Genomic DNA, 18,195 nt, shown 5'->3' on the forward strand with positions numbered 1-18,195 from the left:
GCGCATTTATGAACCTGAAAGGCCAAACCACCCTCCCCAAGCCCGCCCCGCGGCAGGTCGATCCACAGGTTCTCGCCCATGAGATCGTCGAGCGGCTGACTTACCGGATCGGCAAGAACGCCACGGCCGCCAAGCCGCACGACTGGCTGCACGCGGTGATCCTCGCCATTCGCGACCGGGTGATCGACGCCTGGATCGCCTCCACGGAGAAAACCTATGAGCAGCAGGGTCGGCGGGTCTATTATCTGAGCCTGGAGTTCCTGATCGGCCGGCTGATGCGCGACGCGGCGTCCAACATGGAAATGCTGGACGACATGCAGGCGGCATTGAGTTCGCTGGGCGTCGACATCGACATCATCGCCGCGCTGGAGCCGGACGCGGCTTTGGGCAATGGCGGCCTGGGCCGGCTGGCGGCCTGTTTCATGGAGAGCATGGCGACGGTCGACGTGCCCGCCTATGGATATGGCATACGCTATGTGAACGGCATGTTCCGGCAGGAGATTTCGGACGGCTGGCAGGTGGAACTGCCCGAAACCTGGCTGACCCACGGCAATCCCTGGGAATTCGAACGGCGCGAGGCGAGCTATGAGATCGGCTTCGGCGGGCGGGTCGACCCGTCGGAGAATGAGGACGCCAGCCAGCACCAGATGCGCTGGCGCCCGGCCGAGCGGGTCATCGCCACGCCCTATGACACGCCGATCGCGGGCTGGCGGGGCAAGCGGGTCAATACGCTGCGCCTGTGGGAGGCGCAGCCGATCGACCCGATCCTGCTCGACCGCTTCAACGCCGGCGACCATCTGGGCGCGCTGACCGAAAGCAACAGGGCGGAGGCGCTGACGCGGGTGCTCTATCCCGCCGACAGTTCGCCCGCGGGGCAGGAATTGCGGCTGCGGCAGGAATATTTCTTCTCCTCCGCTTCGCTGCAGGACATCGTCAGGCGGCATATCCAATATTTCGAGGACATCCGCACCCTGCCGGACAAGGCGGCGATCCAGCTCAACGACACCCATCCGGCGGTCGCCGTCGCGGAGCTGATGCGCATCCTCCTCGACAATCACGGCGTCGATTTCGACGAGGCGTGGGACATCACCCGCCGGACGTTCAGCTACACCAACCACACGCTGCTGCCCGAAGCGCTGGAAAGCTGGCCCGTGCCCTTGTTCGAACGGCTGCTGCCCCGGCACATGCAGATCGTCTATGCGGTGAACAGCCGCCTGCTGGGCGAGGCGCGGCGGTCGGGCCAGTTCGACGACCGGGCGATCGGCGCCATCTCCCTGATCGACGAGGGGGGAGAGCGGCGGGTGCGCATGGGCAATCTGGCCTTCGCCGGATCGCACAGCGTCAACGGCGTGTCGGCGCTGCACACCGAACTCATGAAGGAAACGGTGTTCGCCGATTTCCACCGCCTCTACCCGGCGCGGATCAACAACAAGACCAACGGCGTCACCTTCCGCCGCTGGCTGATGCAGTGCAATCACGGGCTGTTCGAACTGGTCCGCGAGGCGATAGGCGACCGCTTCATGGACGATCCCGAAGCGCTGCGGGAACTGGATCGCTTCGCCGACGACAGCGCCTTCCAGGAGAAATTCCTGGCCGTCAAGCGCGCCAACAAGGTGGCGCTGGCCGATCTGCTGCGCCAGCGGGTCAACGCCCGGATCGATCCTTCCGCCCTGTTCGACATCCAGATCAAGCGCATCCACGAATATAAGCGGCAGTTGCTCAACATCATCGAGGCGGTGTCGCTCTACGACCAGATACGCTCGCATCCGGAGAAGGACTGGGTGCCGCGGGTCAAGCTGTTCGGCGGCAAGGCGGCGCCCAGCTATCATAACGCCAAGCTGATCATAAAGCTGGCGGGCGACGTGGCGCGGGCGGTCAATCACGACCCGGCGGTTCAGGGCCTGCTGAAGGTGCAGTTCGTGCCCAATTACAATGTGTCGCTGGCGGAAATGATGATTCCGGCCGCCGACCTGTCCGAACAGATTTCGACCGCGGGCATGGAGGCGTCGGGCACCGGCAACATGAAGTTCGCGGTCAACGGCGCGCTCACCATCGGCACGCTGGACGGCGCCAATGTCGAGATGCGCGACCATGTGGGGGAGGAGAATATCGTGATCTTCGGCCTCACCGCCGCGCAGGTGAACGAACGGCGCGCCCATGGCTACGACCCGCGCGAGGTGATCGGCCAGAGCCGCGAACTGGGCCAGGCGCTGGACGCGATCGCGAGCGGCGTCTTTTCCCCCGACGATCCGGGACGCTACAGGGATCTGGTGCAGGGCATCTACGATCATGACTGGTTCATGGTCGCGGCCGATTTCGACAGCTATTCCGCCGCGCAGCGCAGGGTGGACGGGATATGGCATGACCAGGCGCTCTGGGCGAGCAAGGCGATCCACAATGTCGCGCGCATGGGCTGGTTCTCGTCGGACCGCACGATCAGGGAATATGCGACGGACATCTGGAAAGTGCCGGTTTGACGCGGGGCCGTATCTAGCGTGGGCCTGACCCCGGAACAGATCGCCCGCCTGCTGGAGGGGCGGGAGGACGATCCTTTCGCGACGCTGGGCGTCCATCCGGCGGGGAAGGGGGGCTTTACCGCCTGCGTCCTGCTGCCCGACGCGGTCAGCGTCACGGCGCATCGGCTGGACGGCAAGGCGGTCGGGACGCTGGACCGGATCGATCCGGCGGGGCTGTTCTTCGGCAAGCTGTCCATCCGCAAGCGCCAGCCTTTGCGCTATCATGCGACCTATGCCGACGGCGGCGAATATGCGCTGATCGATCCCTACAGCTTCGGCCCGGTGCTGGGTCCGATGGACGACCATTATTTCGCCGAAGGATCGCATGCCCGGCTGTTCGACAAGATGGGCGCGCACATCATCACCCATGAAGGGGTGGCGGGCACGCATTTCGCGGTATGGGCGCCCAACGCGACGCGGGTGTCGGTGGTGGGCGACTTCAACCGCTGGGATGGTCGCCGGGCGCCGATGCGGCGGCGGCAGGATGCGGGAATATGGGAAATCTTCCTGCCCGAATTGGGGGTGGGCAGCGCCTATAAATATGAGATCGTCGGGCCTGACGGGAAAGTCCTGCCGCTAAAGGCCGACCCCTTCGCCTTTCGTTCCGAATTGCGGCCCGCGACAGCCTCCATCGTGGCGGCGGTCCCGGCCCATGACTGGGGCGACGAGCGCCACCGCGCCTATTGGGAAAGGGCCGATCCACGCCGCGAAGCCATTTCCGTCTATGAGGTGCATGCCGGCTCCTGGCAGCGCGGCGAGGATGGGAATTTCCTCAGCTGGGACGCGCTGGCCCACCGGCTGATCCCCTATGTGGTCGGCATGGGCTTCACCCATATCGAATTCCTGCCGATCAGCGAATATCCCTATGATCCAAGCTGGGGCTATCAGACCACAGGGCTTTACGCGCCGACCGCCCGCTTCGGCGATCCGGAGGGCTTTGCCCGCTTCGTCGACGGCGCGCACCGGGCGGGGGTAGGCGTCATCCTCGACTGGGTGCCTGCCCATTTCCCGACCGACGCCCATGGGCTGGCCCATTTCGACGGCACCGCCCTTTATGAGCATGCCGATCCGCGCAAGGGCTTCCATCCCGACTGGAACACGGCGATCTACAATTTCGGCCGGCGGGAAGTGGCGCAATATCTGGTCAACAACGCCCTTTTCTGGGCGGAGCGCTACCATGTCGACGGGCTGCGCGTCGACGCCGTCGCCTCCATGCTCTACCTCGACTACAGCCGCAAGGAAGGGGAGTGGATTCCCAACAGCCAGGGCGGGCGGGAAAATGTGGAGGCGGTCGATTTCCTGCGGCAGATGAACAAGGCGCTCTACGGCACCCATGCCGGCGTCATGACCATTGCCGAGGAGTCGACGAGCTGGCCGAAGGTGTCCCACCCCGTCCATGAAGGGGGCCTGGGCTTCGGTTTCAAGTGGAATATGGGCTTCATGCACGACACGCTGCGCTATCTGGCGCGCGATCCGGTGCACCGCGCCCATCATCATGACGACATCACCTTCGGCCTGCTCTACGCCTTTACGGAGAATTTCGTGCTGGCGCTCAGCCATGACGAGGTGGTGCACGGCAAGGCGTCCCTGCTGCACAAGATGCCCGGCGACGACTGGCAGAAATTCGCGACCCTGCGCGCCTATTACGCCATGATGTGGGGCTATCCGGGCAAGAAGCTGCTGTTCATGGGCCAGGAATTCGCCCAGCGGGCCGAATGGAGCGAGGCGCGGGCGCTCGACTGGCACCTGCTCGATCATGCGCCGCACCGGGGCGTGCAGTTGCTGGTGAGCGACCTCAACCGCCTCTATCGCTCCCATCCCGCCTTGCATGCCCGCGATTGCGAGCCGGAGGGCTTCGAATGGGTGCTGGTCGACGCGGCGGCGGACTCGGTCTTCGCCTGGGTCCGGCGCGCGCCCGGCCTGTCGCCCATCGTCGTCATCAGCCATTTCACGCCGACCTTGCGCCACGGCTACCGCATGCGCCTGCCCTCCGGCGGCCGCTGGCGAGAGATCGTCAACAGCGACGCCGCCGACTATGGCGGCAGCGGTGCGGGCAATATGGGGATCGTCACCGCCGATGAGGAAGGATGGGCCAATGTCACCATTCCGCCGCTCGCGACGTTGATGCTGGAACTGGACTATTGAAACCGACGGGCGGAAACCAAGCGCTCGCGAGCATGAAGGAGAAGAGGGCGATGCAGCCAAGACACCAGCCGATCGCCCGCGACGCCATGGCCTATGTACTGGCCGGGGGCAGGGGCAGTCGCCTGGCCGAATTGACCGACCGCCGCGCCAAGCCGGCGGTGCATTTCGGGGGCAAGGCGCGGATCATCGATTTCGCGCTGTCGAACGCGCTCAACAGCGGCATCAGGCGCATCGGCGTCGCGACGCAATATAAGGCGCATTCGCTGATCCGGCATCTCCAGCGCGGCTGGAACTTCTTTCGCACGGAACGCAACGAGAGCTTCGACATCCTGCCCGCCAGCCAGCGCGTGTCGGAAAGCCAGTGGTATGAGGGCACGGCCGACGCCGTGTTCCAGAATATCGACATCATCGAAAGCTATGCGCCGGAATATATGGTCATCCTGGCGGGGGACCATGTGTACAAGATGGACTATGAACTGATGCTCCAGCAGCATGTCGACAGCGGCGCGGACGTCACCATCGGCTGCATGGAGGTGCCTGTGAAGGAAGCCAGCGGCTTCGGCGTCATGCATGTGGACGAGCAGGACGTGGTCACCGCCTTCGTCGAAAAGCCGAAGAAGCCGCCGCACATTCCCGGCAGCCCCGGCATGGCGCTGGCGTCCATGGGCATCTACGTCTTCCGCACGGCCCTTTTGATCGAGGAACTGCGCCGCGACGCTGACGATCCGGACAGCAAGCGCGATTTCGGCGGCGACATCATCCCGCACATCGTCAAGCATGGCAAGGCCGTCGCCCACCGCTTTTCCAGCAGTTGCGTCCGCGCCGAAAGCGAACCCGTGCCCTATTGGCGCGACGTCGGCACCATCGACGCCTATTGGCAGGCAAATATCGACCTGACCGACGTGGTGCCGTCGCTCGACCTCTACGACCGGAGCTGGCCGCTCTGGACCTATTCCGAAGTCACCCCGCCCGCCAAGTTCGTGCATAATGAGGAGGGGCGGCGCGGTTCGGCCACATCCTCCCTGATCGCGGGCGGGTGCATCGTGTCGGGATCGTCGCTCCACCGCAGCCTGCTGTTCACCGGCGTGCGCACGCACAGCTTCTCCTCCGTGACGGAGAGCGTCATCATGCCCGACTGCGTGATCGGGCGCGGGGCGCGGCTGCATAAATGCGTGCTGGATTCGGGCGTGATCGTCCCGCCCGGCCTGATCGTGGGGGAACATCCGGAACATGACGCGCAGCGTTTCCGACGGACCGAAGGCGGCGTGACGCTGATCACCCAATATATGATCGAACGGCTGGCGGACTGAATCTTGGGCGGGGGAATGGCGATGCGGGTTCTTTCGGTCGCGTCCGAAATCTATCCGCTGGTGAAGACCGGGGGACTGGCCGACGTGGCGGGCGCCTTGCCCGGCGCGCTGGCGGGGCAAGGCATAGGGGTCAGGACGCTGGTGCCGGGCTATCCGGCGGTTCTTTCGCGCCTGGGCAAGGCGAAGCCGCTGCGCCGCTATGACGCGCTGTTCGGGGCGCCGGCGGCGGTGCTGGGGGCGAAGCTGGGCGAGCTTGACCTGCTGGTGCTGGATGCGCCGGATTTCTTCGCGCGGGAAGGCGGCCCCTATGGCGATGCGGGCGGCGGCGAATGGCCCGACAATTGGAAACGCTTTGCCGCTCTGTCCCGCGTGGGGGCGGACATGGCGGCCGAAGGGGTGAAGGGCTGGCGGCCCGACCTGGTCCATGCGCATGACTGGCAGGCGGCGATGACCGCCGCCTATATGCGTTTCGGCCCGGCCCATGCCGTGCCCAGGGTGGTGACGATCCATAACCTGGCCTTTCAGGGGCGTTTCGGCGCGGACATCTTCCCCCAACTGGGCCTGCCGCCCGAAGCCTGGGGCGTCGACGGGGTCGAATATTATGGCGGCACCGGCTATCTGAAGGCAGGGCTCGTCTCGGCCGACGCCATCACCACCGTCAGCCCCACCTATGCCGACGAAATCCGTTCCCCGATGCACGGCATGGGGCTGGACGGCCTGATCAACGGCCGGGCCGACAGGCTGCACGGCATATTGAACGGCGTCGACACCGCGATATGGGATCCCGCCGCCGATCCCCTGATCCCCAGGCCCTTCAGGGCGCGCGCGCTGGGCGGGCGCCGCGCCAGCCGCCGCGCCCTCGAAACGCAGTTCGGCCTCGACCGCGACGATGCGCCGATCTTCATCATCGTCAGCCGCCTCACCTGGCAGAAGGGCATGGACATGGTGATGGACGCCATTGACCATCTGGTGGGCCTGGGCGGCAAGCTGGCGCTGCTGGGGTCGGGCGACCATCCGCTGGAGGGCGCGTTCCTGGCGGCGGCGGACCGGCATCGCGGCCGGGTTGGGGCGCGGATCGGCTATGACGAGCCGCTGTCGCATCTGATGCAGGCGGGCGGCGACGCCATATTGATCCCCTCCCGCTTCGAACCTTGCGGCCTGACCCAGCTTTACGGCCTCCGCTATGGATGCGTGCCGGTTGTGGCGCGTGTCGGCGGGCTGGCGGACACGGTGATCGACGCCAATGAAGCTGCCGTCGGCGCGGGCGCGGCGACCGGCATCGTCTTCCCCCCGTCCGATCCGCTGGCGCTGCACGGCGCGATCGCGCGCGCCATCCGCCTTCATGCGCATCGGCCGACATGGCAGGCGATGCAGCGCGCCGGCATGCGCGCCGACTTTTCCTGGACCCATAGCGCGGCGCGCTATGCGGAACTGTTCCGCACCCTGATCCAGACCGGCGCATGAGTCCGCTGGGTCCGGACATGCACGAACGCGGAACCCGTTTCCGCGTCCATGCGCCCGATGCCGACCGGCTCTGGCTGTGCCTGTTCGACGCCCAGGATCGCGAGACGCGCCTGCCGATGACGCGGGGCGTTGATGGAATCTGGTCCGTCGATGCGCCGGGCGTGGGGGAGGGCGATCGCTATGGCCTGCGCGCCGACGGGCCCCATCATCCGGACGCCGGGCTGTGGTTCGACCCGGACAAGCTGCTGCTCGATCCCTATGCCGCCGCCATCGACCGGCCGTTCGCCTATGATCCGATGCTGGCCGCGCCACGCGGCGAGGGCGGGGACACGGCAGCCTTGATGCCCAAGGGGGTGGTGACGCCGCCCTTTCCCATGATGGCTCCGGAACCGCCGGTCTTCCGCCCCGGCGGCCTGGTCTACGAGGTGCAGGTCCGCGGCTTCACCATGCTGCATCCCGACATTCCGGAGGCGCGGCGCGGCACCATAGCCGCGCTTGGCCATCCCGCCGTGATCGAACATCTGCGCCGCCTGCATGTCTCCGCCGTCGAACTGATGCCGATCAACGCCTGGATCGACGAACGGCATCTGGGGCCGCTAGGGCTGCGCAACGCCTGGGGCTATAATCCGGTCAGCTATTTCGTGCTCGATCCCCGCCTCGCGCCCGGCGGCATGGCGGAACTGCGCGGCGCGGTGGACGCGCTGCATGCGGCCGGCATCGGCGTGATCCTGGACATGGTCTATAATCATGACGGGGAAAGCGACCGGGAGGGGCCGACCCTGTCGCTTCGCGGCCTGGATGCGCGCAGCTATTTCCGGCATGAAGCCGACGGCCGCCTGATCAACGACACGGGCACGGGCAACAGCATCGACTGCAACCATCCCGTCGCGCAGCGGCTGATCCTGGATTCGCTGCGCCATTTCGTCGGCGCGGCGGGCGTGGACGGCTTCCGCTTCGACCTCGCTCCCGCTCTGGGACGCCTGCCGACGGGTTTCGACAGCGAAGCGCCCTTGCTGAGGGCGATGGGCGACGATCCGCTGCTGTCCGACCGCGTCCTGATCGCGGAACCGTGGGACATCGGCCCCGGCGGCTATCAGCTCGGCCGGTTCGGGGAACGGTGGCTGGAATGGAACGACCGCTATCGCGATGACATGCGCCGTTTCTGGCGCGGGGATCGCGGCATGATCGGCGCGCTGGCGACCCGGCTCGCGGGATCGTCCGACATTTTCCATGGCGCTGCGGCGACGCGGACCGTCAATTTCCTGGCGGCGCATGACGGCTTCACGCTGGCGGACCTGACCGCCTATGAACATCGCCGCAACGAGGCCAATGGCGAGCATAACCGTGACGGTCATGGCGAGAATTTCAGTTGGAACAACGGCGTCGAAGGCGCCAGCGCCGATCCGGCCATTCAGGCGGCGCGGCGGCGCGACGTCAAGGCGCTACTCGGCACGTTATTCTGCTCCCGCGGCACGATCATGCTGACCGCCGGCGATGAGTTCGGGCGGACGCAGATGGGCAACAACAATGCCTATGCGCAGGATAATGCGATCGGCTGGCTCGACTGGCAGGGACGCGACCGCGAGATTGAGGCGCATGCCTTCGCACTCGCCGGCCTGCGGGCGTCCGCGCCGGATTTCAGCGACACGGGCTGGCTGTCGGAAGATGACATCGAGTGGCTGGACGAGCAGGGTCGGCCCATGACCGTCGCGCAATGGAAGGATGCGGATCGCCGCTGCCTGGCCATGCGGTTCCGGCGATCTGGCTTCACCATCCTCATCAATGGCGACGACCAGCCGCGGGATTTCGGCGCCGTGCGCGTCCCCGCCCGAACGGTCCTGCCCATTCCCGCTGAACGGGAAAGCGGCGCGCGGGGTCGCGCCGGCGACCGGCCGCAGAGCTAGATTATCGAGAGCCGCCGCGCTCAGCATGAAACGAGGAGCCGCGAGGCGAACCCTCCAAAATGCGGACAGATACATGCGTCGAAACGCTCCGGGAACCAGATGCATGGTTAAGTCGTTCATCTTGCAGAAAGAAATGGAGAGGGCAGATGGACGACGCTTTGAAGCCTGACGCCATGTTCGGCATCTTGTTCGGCCTGCTGGTTTCGATAGAAATATGGTGCTTCGCCGCGCTGGTGATCAAGGCGGTCTAGGCTGTATCGACATTCAGCCCTGACGGCCTGCAAATGGTTGAAGCGAGTCACGTGCCTCGCTTCAATCTCCGTGCTTCCGGTGCTCACCTACTTTGAGTAGGCTGCGCGCCAGTTCTCGAAATCCACTATTTTCGCCGCGCCCTGAACTGAATCCCCATACACCCTAATGAAGCGGGATTGAAGGCAGCCCCGTGCCGACGGGGTGGTGAGCCCTGCTGGATTCGAACCAGCGACCTACTGATTAAAAGTCAGTTGCTCTACCGACTGAGCTAAGGGCCCTCATGTCCTGGGGTCCGCACGCACTAGAGGCGGCGATGCGGCGGGTCAACCTCCAGAAACCGCTTTTCGCAGGCGGAAGCGCAAATGGCGGATCGAAAGTCCCGACATCGGGTCGCGCCAGCCCGGCGCGATCGCATGCAGCGGCGCCAGCACGAAGTCCCGCCCGCGAAACGCCGGGTGCGGAATGCGCAGCGAGCGGCTGTTCCAGCGCCCCCCCGACCACAGGATGATGTCGATGTCCAGCCGCCTTGATCCCCAGCGCCTGAACCGCTGCCGGCCCAAGGCGCGCTCTATCGCCTGCAGGCGGGAAAGCATCTCCTCGGGCGGCAGGGAGCTTTCCACCAGCAACGCGCCGTTGGCGAAGACGCGGCGCGTCGGCCCGATGGGCGGCGTCTGCATGACGGGAGCGACGCTGAGAACCGCGCCCAGTTCCGCGATCCGGCGGATCGCCTCGGCCAACAGGCGGGGCGGATCCAGCCGCGCCGACAAGGCCCGGTTCGATCCCAGGGCTAGGGCGTAAACATGACGGGTGCTTGTCTTGGCCATCCCACAGCGCCTATCCCGTCGCCATGACGCTGCAAAGTCCTATCCCGCATGGCGAGGCGCCCCACGATTGCCCGCTTTGCCCGCGCCTGGCCGTTTTGCGCGAACGGAACCGGGCGGAACATCCCGGCTGGTGGAACGCGCCGGTCCCGCATTTCGGCGATCCGCTCGGCCGGATCGCGATTGTCGGCCTGGCGCCCGGCAGGATGGGCGCCAACCGCACGGGCCGGCCCTTCACCGGGGATCATGCCGGCGATCTGCTCTTTGCCACCCTCGCCAAGTTCGGCCTCGCCAACGGCGTCTATGAAGCGCGCGCCGACGACGGCCTGACATTGCGCGGCGCCATCATCCTCAACGCGGTCAAATGCCTGCCGCCGCAGAACAGGCCACTGCCGGAGGAGGTCCACAATTGCCGCGCCTTCCTGAAGGCCGCGGTGGAGGCCCTGCCCCACGCGCAGGTCTTCCTCGCCCTGGGTCAGATCGCGCATCAGTCGACGGTCAAGGCGCTGGGCGGCAAGCTCCCCAAGGCGCGCTTCGCCCATATGGCGGAGCATCGCATGCCCAGCGGCAAGATCGTCATCGATAGCTATCATTGTTCGCGGTACAACCAGAATACCGGGCGATTGACGGCTCGGATGTTCGAGGCCGTCTTCGCCCGGGCGCTGGCGCTCAGCGAATGAGATAGTCGAGGTAGAGCCCGTCCGGCGGCCCGTCGAGCGCCGCCAGCATCGGCGCGAACAGCGCCTTGTCCAATATCTCCACCGCCGCCTTGTGGGCGTCGACATCCGCCCATTGCTCGATGAAGACGAAGCGGCGCTCATTGCCGATGTCGCGCATCAATTCCACCCCTTCGCATCCGGCCAGCGGGCGGACCGCGTCCGTTACGGCGCGCAGGGCGGTTTCCAGGGCGGCGCTCATGCCTTCCTTCGCGTGCATGACATAGTAGCGTGCAATGGTCATCGTCTTTCCTCCTGTTTGTTCAGATATCCTGGGCGATCCGGCCGTAAAGCTCCGGCCGCCGGTCGCGGAAGAAACCCATGCCGGCACGATGCTTGCGCGCCTGCGCCAGGTCCAGCGTCGCCACCAGCGCGCCATTGTCCCTGCCGTCGGCTTCCGCGGCGAAATCGCCCCACTCGTCGGCGATGAAGCTGTGGCCGTAGAATTTCTGGCCGTCCTCCTCGCCGATCCGGTTGGCGGCGATCACGGGCATGCAGTTGCTGACAGCATGGCCGATCATCGCCCGGCGCCACATGCGGCTGGTGTCGAGGTCCGCGTCATAGGGTTCGGACCCGATGGCGGTCGGGTAGAACAGCATCTCCGCCCCCATCAGCGCCATCACCCGCGCCGTTTCCGGATACCATTGGTCCCAGCATATGCCGACGCCGATGGTGCCGTATTTCGTCTTCCACACCTTGAAGCCGCTATTGCCGGGGCGGAAATAATATTTCTCCTCATATCCCGGCCCGTCGGGAATGTGGCTCTTGCGATAGACACCCATGATCTCGCCCTCATCGTCGATCATGGCGAGCGAATTGTAGTGATGATGGCCGTCGCGCTCGAAGAAGCTGGTCGGGACATAGACGCCCTCCGCCTTCGCCACCTTGCGCATTTCCTGCACGGCGGGATGCTCGTCCAGGGGCAGGGCGTTGGCGAACAGTTCCTCCTCCTCCACCTTGCAGAAATAGGGGCCTTCGAACAGTTCGGGCGGCAGGACGATCTTCGCGCCGCGCGCCGCCGCCTTCACCACATGGCCGGCGACCATTTCGATATTGTCCGCCCGGTCGTCCGAAAAGGCGAGCTGGAGAGCGGCGACGGTAACTTTGGTCATCGGTAACACCCTAAGGACGAGCGCCCATGCGGGCCGCAATGGCAATGGTGAGGAGATAGAGCAGGATCGTGACCGCGCAACCCGCGATCGGCGCCGCGCTCGCTCCTTTCGGCTTTCAGGCGGACGGCATCTGCTGGCTGCAACAATGGAAGCTGCCGCCGCCCGACAGGATCGCGTCGCTGCGCAGCCCGACGATCTCCCGGCCGGGGAAGAAGGGTTTGAGCGCGTCCAGGGCCGCCTGGTCATTGGGCCGGCCATAGACGGGCACGATGACGGCTGCGTTGCCGATATAGAAATTCATGTAGCTTGCCGGAATCGCCTCCCCATCCACGATCACGCGGCCGGGGGAGGGGATGGGGGCTACGTCGACCCCGAACGCCCTGGCCCGCGCCCGCGCATCGGCATAGACGGCGGCATTGGGATCATCCTCCCCGCTCGCTTCCGGCAGCGCCAGCACCCCCGGCGCCACGAAGCGGGCCAGGTTGTCGACATGCCCGTCCGTATGATCGTTGAGCAGGCCGTCGCCCAGCCACAGCATGTCGGAAAGCCCCAGCGAACCGGCCAGCAGGGTTTCGATCTTTCCCCGATCCAGTTCGGGGTTGCGGTTGGGGTTGAGCAGGCATTGCTCCGTCGTCACGAACAGGCCGGTGCCGTCGGTGTCGACCGCGCCCCCTTCGAACACCCAATTCTGGGTAGAGATCGGCAGCCCCGTCGTCGCCGCCAGCCGCGCGCCTATATCCTCGTCGCCCGGCATCCGATATTTGCCGCCCCAGCCGTTGAAGCCGAAGTCGACCAGCGCCCGCTCCTTTCCCCGCTTCACCGCGATGGGCGCCGTGTCGCGCAGCCAGACGTCGCCCAGCTTCTGCACGACGATGGCGACCCCCGGCGGCACCAGGGCGCGGGCGATGTCCGCATCCCCCTCATTGGCGCAGACCAGCCGCACCTCTTCGCCCTTGCCCCCGGCATGCAGCGCGCTTGCGAACTGCGCGATCTGCCGCCGCGCATCGTCGAACGCGCCGGGCCATTCCTCGGCGGATGTGGGAAAGCCGATCCAGGTCCATTCATGCGGCGCCCATTCGGCGGGCATATGGAAAGTCATGGGCTCGGCTCCTGATCGCACGCTGTCCTCCGCGCCCTCTACAGCATCGCGCCGGGCATTCCAGAGGCATTATGGCAAATGGTCGATTTCGGACGGGGAACGGACGGGCGGCTTTCCCCAGGGCGCGCCGCGCGCGACGGCGGCAACAAAGTTTGACGAAAGGCGCGTAAACCAAGGATTTTCGCCCATCGCCCCTTGCATGCGGCGGGGAGTTCGCCAAAGAGGCAGGAACGTCGTCCTTTCCCGTCACCGCTTTCGCAGGATCGCATGAACACGCAAGCCGCGCCGACCTCGCATTTCTACACGTCGCTGCGGATGCGCCTGCATTATCTGGACTGGGGCAACAGCGCGGCGCCCACGCTGATCCTGGTGCATGGCGGGTTCGACCATGCGCGAAGCTGGGACTGGACGGCGCGGGCGCTGGCGAAGGATTATCACGTCGTCGCGCCGGACCTGCGTGGCCATGGCGACAGCGCCTGGTCGGCCGAGGGTTCCTACATGATAGCGAACTATGTCTACGACCTGGCGCAGTTGATCGAGCAATTGGGGCGGGAGCCGGTGATATTGGTCGGCCATTCGCTGGGCGGATCGGTCGCGCTGCGCTATGCCGGGCTGTTTCCGGACAGGGTCGCCAGGATAGTCGCCATAGAGGGGCTGGGCCTGTCGCCGGGCCGGATCGAGGAACAGGCGCAAAAGGCCGGGCCGGACCAATGGCTCCAATGGATCGACAAGCGGCGGACGCGGGCGCGCCAGACGCGGCGGCATTACCCGACCATAGAGGCGGCGGTGGCGCGCATGCGGGAACGCAACGACCATCTGTCGGTCGAGCAGGCGATGCACCTCACCGTCCACGGCGTCAACCGCAACGAGGATGGCAGCTATCGCTGGAAATTCGACCCCTATCTGCACGATCCGGCGCCTCAGGCCTGGTCGGATGTCGACCTGCCCCAGTTCTGGAAGCGGATCACATGCCCGACCCTGCTGTGCCTGGGCCTGGATAGCTGGGCGTCCAATCCGGTGAAGGATGGGCGCGCCGCGCATTTCCAGGACGCGCGGCTGGTGGAATTCGCCAATGCGGGCCATTGGCTGCACCATGACCAGTTCGACCGCTTCATGGCCGAACTGCGCGGCTTCCTCTGACCCTTCCGCAGCGAAGCGCTGAGGCGTCACCTCCGGCCGGTGGAGGCCGTCAGGGCTGAATGTCGATACAGCCTAAGCGGCGAAGGCGGCGATGGCGGCCCGATATTCGGCCTTGAGCTGGGCGATGAAGTCGCCCGCCGGCTGAATGTCGCGGATGGCGCCGATTCCCTGGCCCGCGCCCCAGACATCGCGCCAGGCTTTCTTGGCGCCGCCCGCCGCGCTGGAAAAGTCCATTTCCGACGCCTTCGGCAGATTGTCGGCATCCAGCCCGGCGGCGGTAATGCTCGGCCGCAGATAATTGCCGAGCACGCCGGTGAAATAATCCGAATAGACGATGTCGGCCGCGCCGCTGTCGACGATCATCTGCTTGTAGGCCGGTTCGGCATTGGCTTCCTGCGTCGCGATGAAGGGGGAACCCATATAGGCGAAGTCCGCACCCATCATCCGCGCCGCCGCGATCGATCGGCCGGTGGCGATCGCGCCCGACAGGGCCAGCGGCCCGTCGAACCAGGCGCGGATTTCCTCCACCAGCGCGAAGGGCGACATGGTGCCGGCATGGCCGCCCGCGCCCGCCGCCACGGCGATCAGCCCGTCCGCGCCCTTCTGGATCGCCTTGCGCGCAAAGCCATTGTTGATGACGTCGTGCAGGACGATGCCGCCATAGCTGTGCACCGCCCGGTTCACATCCTCCCGCGCCCCCAGCGAGGTGATCACGATGGGCACGCGATATTTGACGCAGAGGGCGAGATCCTCCTCCAGCCGGCTGTTGGTCTTGTGCACGATCAGGTTGACCGCGAAGGGCGCGTCCCGGTCGGTCAGCGCCTCGCCCAATTGCTGGAGCCATCGTTCGAACATGCCGGACGGACGCGCATTGAGCGAAGGAAAGGAGCCCACGATCCCGGCGCGGCACTGGGCGATCACGAGCGCCGGCTGCGAGATGATGAACAACGGCGAACCGATCAGCGGCAGGGACAGGCGCCCTTCCAAAAATACCGGCAAACTCATGGGCCAAGCCTCTCCTTCATGATTTCCAGCAGGGCGCTATCATTTAAGCGGGCGACGAAAAAGGCCGAATCGCGGAGATGCCGGGGGCAGGGAGGCGTCTTCCCCGATGCCGTAGGGTCAGGGGCGGCTGCCCCGCCGGCGATTGCGCTCCTGCCGACGGAAAATGGCGGCCTTCGCCCCTAAAAGGCCATGGATTCGCTCACTTGCCCGCCCGGCTCGCGTCGCGGATCGCGCGGAACTCGTCCCCCGGCATCCAGTTCGGCCAATCGGTCGCGACGGCAAGCGCGCGGCCCACATCATAATAGAGCTTCAGGTCCGCCTTCACCCCGCTCCAGTCCCATCTGGGGTCATATTCGTCCTTGGGGCCGTGATAATGATGCTCCTCATAGTCCTTGGCCGCCTTCGCGCCCGCGGCAGGCCCGCCCTTCGCCAGGTCCTGCCCGCCTTCGAAATAGAGCATCGGCACCCCATGCTTGGCGAAGCTGAAATGGTCGGATCGGTAGTAAAAGCCCTTTTCCGGGGTCGGCTCCAGGCTGGCGACCCGCTTCTGCGCCGCCAGGGCGCGGTCCAGATAGGCGTCGAGCTGCGACTTGCCCTTGCCGATCACCACGACATTCTTCGCCAGCCCCGCCATGCTGAGCGCGTCCATATTGACCCCGCCCACCGTCTGCCCAAGCGGAAAGACCGGATGATTGCCGTAATAGGCCGACCCCAGCAGCCCCGATTCCTCCGCCGTCACCGCCAGGAAGACCTGGCTGCGCTCGGTCGGCCCGGCCTTCACATTGGCCTCCGCCAGGGCCACCAGCGCCGCCGTCCCGGTCGCATTGTCGATGGCGCCGTTGCAGATGTCGTCGCCGTCCGGCGCGGCCTCGCACCGGCCCAGATGGTCCCAGTGCGCCGCGTAGAGCACATATTCGTCGGGCCGCGCCTTGCCGGGGAGGAGCGCCACGACATTCTTCGAACTATGCCTGCGAACGGCGTTGTCGAAGGAGACGCCCGCCTTCACATTCTTGAGCGGAACCGCCCTGAATCCGCGCTTCTTCGCCGCCGTCGTCAGCGCGTCGAGGTTCAGGCCCGCGCTTGCCATCAGCGCGGCCGCCTTGTCCTTTTGAATCCAGCCGATGGCGGCGGACTGGTCGGCATTGCCGTTGGCGCTGTCCGCCACATGCTGCGCGCCCGTCCAGCTCGACTGCACGACGTTCCAGCCATAGGCGGCGGGCACGGTGTCATGCACGATGATCGCCGCCGCCGCGCCCTGCCGCGCCGCTTCCTCGAACTTGTAGGTCCAGCGGCCATAATAGGTCATCGCCCGCCCGTTGAACGGCCCGCGCAGCGTCGGCGTCTGGTAATCCGGATCATTCACCAGGATGAGGACAGTCTTGCCCTTCACATTGACCCCGGCATAATCGTTCCACTTCTTCTCCGGCGCGTTGATGCCATAGCCGACGAAGACGACCGGGCTGTCCTTCACCTCGACATGCGGCTGGCCGGTGCGATAGGTGGCGATCACCATTTCGGGGCCGTAGGCGGCCGAAACCGCAGTCTTGCCCCCGGTGAAGCGCAGCGGAGACACATTCTTGGCGTCGATCTCCACCAGCGGCACGTCCTGGAACCAGCTTCCCTTGTTGCCGGGCTTCAGCCCCAGCGCCTCGAAACGCCGCACCAGATAGGCCAGGGTCTTTTCCTCCCCGGCCGTTCCGGGGGCGCGCCCTTCATAGGCGTCGGACGAAATCTCCTTCACCACCTCCTTCATCGTGTCGATGGCAGGGCCGTCGTCGGCGGCAGCGGCAATCGCCGCGCTCCCGCTGGCAAGGGCGACAAGGGTGGTCAGGAAAAGCGCGCGCATGGCAAGGCCCTTGAAAAGACGGCGAATGCGCCGTTGATGCCAGTTGCCCGGCTGTCAAACAAGTAGGGCGGGCAAACAAGTCGGGCAGGCAAACAAGCCGAAGGGGCAAACAAAAAGGCGGCCCCGAAGGACCGCCTTCCTGAAATTCTCGCCGGAAGCGAAACCGGATCAGCGCGAATAGAATTCGACGACCAGATTGGGTTCCATCTTCACCGGATAGGGCACTTCGTCCAGCGTCGGCACGCGGACATAGGTGACCTTGGCGGCGCCGTCAGCCACGACATAGTCGGGGATGTCGCGCTCGGGCAGGCCCTGGGCTTCCAGGACCAGCGCCATTTCCTGCGCCTTCTTGCCCAGGGTGATCTCATCGCCCGGCTTCACCAGGCGCGAGGCGATGTTGCACTTCACGCCGTTCACATAGATGTGGCCGTGCGACACGAGCTGGCGCGACGACCAGATGGTCGGGGCGAACTTGGCGCGATACACGACGGCGTCCAGGCGGCGTTCCAGCAGGCCGATCAGGTTCTGGCCGGTGTCGCCCTTCATGCGGGCGGCTTCGGTGTAGTTCTTCTTGAACTGCTTTTCGGTGATGTCGCCATAATAGCCCTTCAGCTTCTGCTTGGCGCGAAGCTGGATGCCATAGTCGGACATCTTGCCCTTGCGGCGCTGGCCGTGCTGGCCGGGGCCATATTCCCGCTTGTTGACCGGGCTCTTGGGCCGGCCCCAGATGTTCTCGCCCATGCGGCGGTCGAGTTTGTACTTGGCGCTTGAACGCTTCGACATGATGATTCCTTAACAACTGCTTTTAACGTTTGTTCACCCTTCTGATCCGAAAACCGGTTCCCACTTTTCGGGAAGGGCGAAT

Annotated in this window: 14 protein-coding genes and 1 tRNA gene; 7 read left to right on the top strand and 8 right to left on the bottom strand. The window is 65.6% G+C overall.

Annotation, left to right across the window (positions count from 1 at the left end; genetic code table 11):
- Positions 1-8 precede the first annotated feature (8 nt).
- The 5 genes from SIDU_RS04490 to glgX are packed head-to-tail and all read left to right on the top strand — an operon-like array spanning position 9 to position 9,339.
- The gene (locus SIDU_RS04490; protein WP_007688746.1) at positions 9-2,477 is read left to right on the top strand and encodes a glycogen/starch/alpha-glucan phosphorylase; all 2,469 of its coding nucleotides are present in this window, start codon (positions 9-11) and stop codon (positions 2,475-2,477) included.
- 18 nt (positions 2,478-2,495) lie between these two features.
- Positions 2,496-4,661: a 1,4-alpha-glucan branching protein GlgB gene (gene glgB / locus SIDU_RS04495; protein WP_007688748.1), complete on the top strand. Its 2,166-nt coding sequence runs from the start codon at positions 2,496-2,498 to the stop codon at positions 4,659-4,661.
- Between the two features lie 50 nt (positions 4,662-4,711).
- On the top strand, positions 4,712-5,971 hold the full coding sequence (gene glgC, locus SIDU_RS04500; RefSeq protein ID WP_007688750.1) for a glucose-1-phosphate adenylyltransferase: 1,260 nt from the start codon (positions 4,712-4,714) through the stop codon (positions 5,969-5,971).
- A gap of 15 nt (positions 5,972-5,986) precedes the next feature.
- Entirely contained in the window at positions 5,987-7,435 is a 1,449-nt protein-coding gene (gene glgA, locus SIDU_RS04505; RefSeq protein WP_007688752.1) for a glycogen synthase GlgA, read from the top strand.
- Positions 7,432-9,339, top strand: a complete 1,908-nt coding sequence (gene glgX, locus SIDU_RS04510) for a glycogen debranching protein GlgX (RefSeq protein WP_025771897.1) — start codon at positions 7,432-7,434, stop codon at positions 9,337-9,339. Before glgA ends, glgX begins: the two co-directional genes overlap by 4 nt.
- A gap of 454 nt (positions 9,340-9,793) precedes the next feature.
- Here the strand turns inward: glgX and SIDU_RS04515 are convergent.
- Positions 9,794-9,869, bottom strand: a tRNA-Lys gene (locus SIDU_RS04515).
- A 45-nt stretch (positions 9,870-9,914) separates the two neighbouring features.
- Complete coding sequence (gene folK, locus SIDU_RS04520) at positions 9,915-10,415, bottom strand: 2-amino-4-hydroxy-6-hydroxymethyldihydropteridine diphosphokinase (RefSeq protein WP_007688759.1); 501 nt, start codon at positions 10,413-10,415, stop codon at positions 9,915-9,917.
- Positions 10,416-10,438: 23 nt separating this feature from the next.
- Between folK and SIDU_RS04525 the strand changes: the two genes are divergently transcribed.
- Positions 10,439-11,092 (top strand): uracil-DNA glycosylase, encoded by a 654-nt coding sequence (locus tag SIDU_RS04525; protein WP_007688761.1) that lies wholly within the window; start codon positions 10,439-10,441, stop codon positions 11,090-11,092.
- Here SIDU_RS04525 and SIDU_RS04530 read toward each other — a convergent pair.
- The 3 genes from SIDU_RS04530 to SIDU_RS04540 all read right to left on the bottom strand — a co-directional run bounded on the left by SIDU_RS04530 (position 11,082) and on the right by SIDU_RS04540 (position 13,339).
- Positions 11,082-11,372, bottom strand: coding sequence for a putative quinol monooxygenase (locus SIDU_RS04530; protein WP_007688763.1), 291 nt, complete (start codon positions 11,370-11,372; stop codon positions 11,082-11,084). The two genes, SIDU_RS04525 and SIDU_RS04530, sit on opposite strands and share 11 nt — an antisense overlap.
- Before the next feature lie 19 nt (positions 11,373-11,391).
- Positions 11,392-12,240 (bottom strand): N-carbamoylputrescine amidase, encoded by an 849-nt coding sequence (aguB, locus tag SIDU_RS04535; RefSeq protein WP_007688765.1) that lies wholly within the window; start codon positions 12,238-12,240, stop codon positions 11,392-11,394.
- A gap of 115 nt (positions 12,241-12,355) precedes the next feature.
- On the bottom strand, positions 12,356-13,339 hold the full coding sequence (locus SIDU_RS04540; protein ID WP_007688767.1) for an agmatine deiminase family protein: 984 nt from the start codon (positions 13,337-13,339) through the stop codon (positions 12,356-12,358).
- 267 nt (positions 13,340-13,606) lie between these two features.
- Between SIDU_RS04540 and SIDU_RS04545 the strand changes: the two genes are divergently transcribed.
- Positions 13,607-14,479, top strand: coding sequence for an alpha/beta fold hydrolase (locus SIDU_RS04545; RefSeq protein ID WP_007688768.1), 873 nt, complete (start codon positions 13,607-13,609; stop codon positions 14,477-14,479).
- 72 nt (positions 14,480-14,551) lie between these two features.
- Here the strand turns inward: SIDU_RS04545 and SIDU_RS04550 are convergent, their stop codons facing one another.
- The 3 genes from SIDU_RS04550 to rpsD all read right to left on the bottom strand — a co-directional run bounded on the left by SIDU_RS04550 (position 14,552) and on the right by rpsD (position 18,113).
- Entirely contained in the window at positions 14,552-15,484 is a 933-nt protein-coding gene (locus SIDU_RS04550; RefSeq protein ID WP_007688770.1) for an NAD(P)H-dependent flavin oxidoreductase, read from the bottom strand.
- A gap of 199 nt (positions 15,485-15,683) precedes the next feature.
- Positions 15,684-17,330, bottom strand: coding sequence for a M28 family peptidase (locus SIDU_RS04555; protein ID WP_007688771.1), 1,647 nt, complete (start codon positions 17,328-17,330; stop codon positions 15,684-15,686).
- Between the two features lie 168 nt (positions 17,331-17,498).
- Positions 17,499-18,113, bottom strand: a complete 615-nt coding sequence (gene rpsD / locus SIDU_RS04560; RefSeq protein ID WP_007688773.1) for a 30S ribosomal protein S4 — start codon at positions 18,111-18,113, stop codon at positions 17,499-17,501.
- Positions 18,114-18,195: the final 82 nt, after the last annotated feature.

This window comes from Sphingobium indicum B90A, assembly GCF_000264945.2.
Classification (GTDB): Bacteria; Pseudomonadota; Alphaproteobacteria; order Sphingomonadales; family Sphingomonadaceae; genus Sphingobium; species Sphingobium indicum.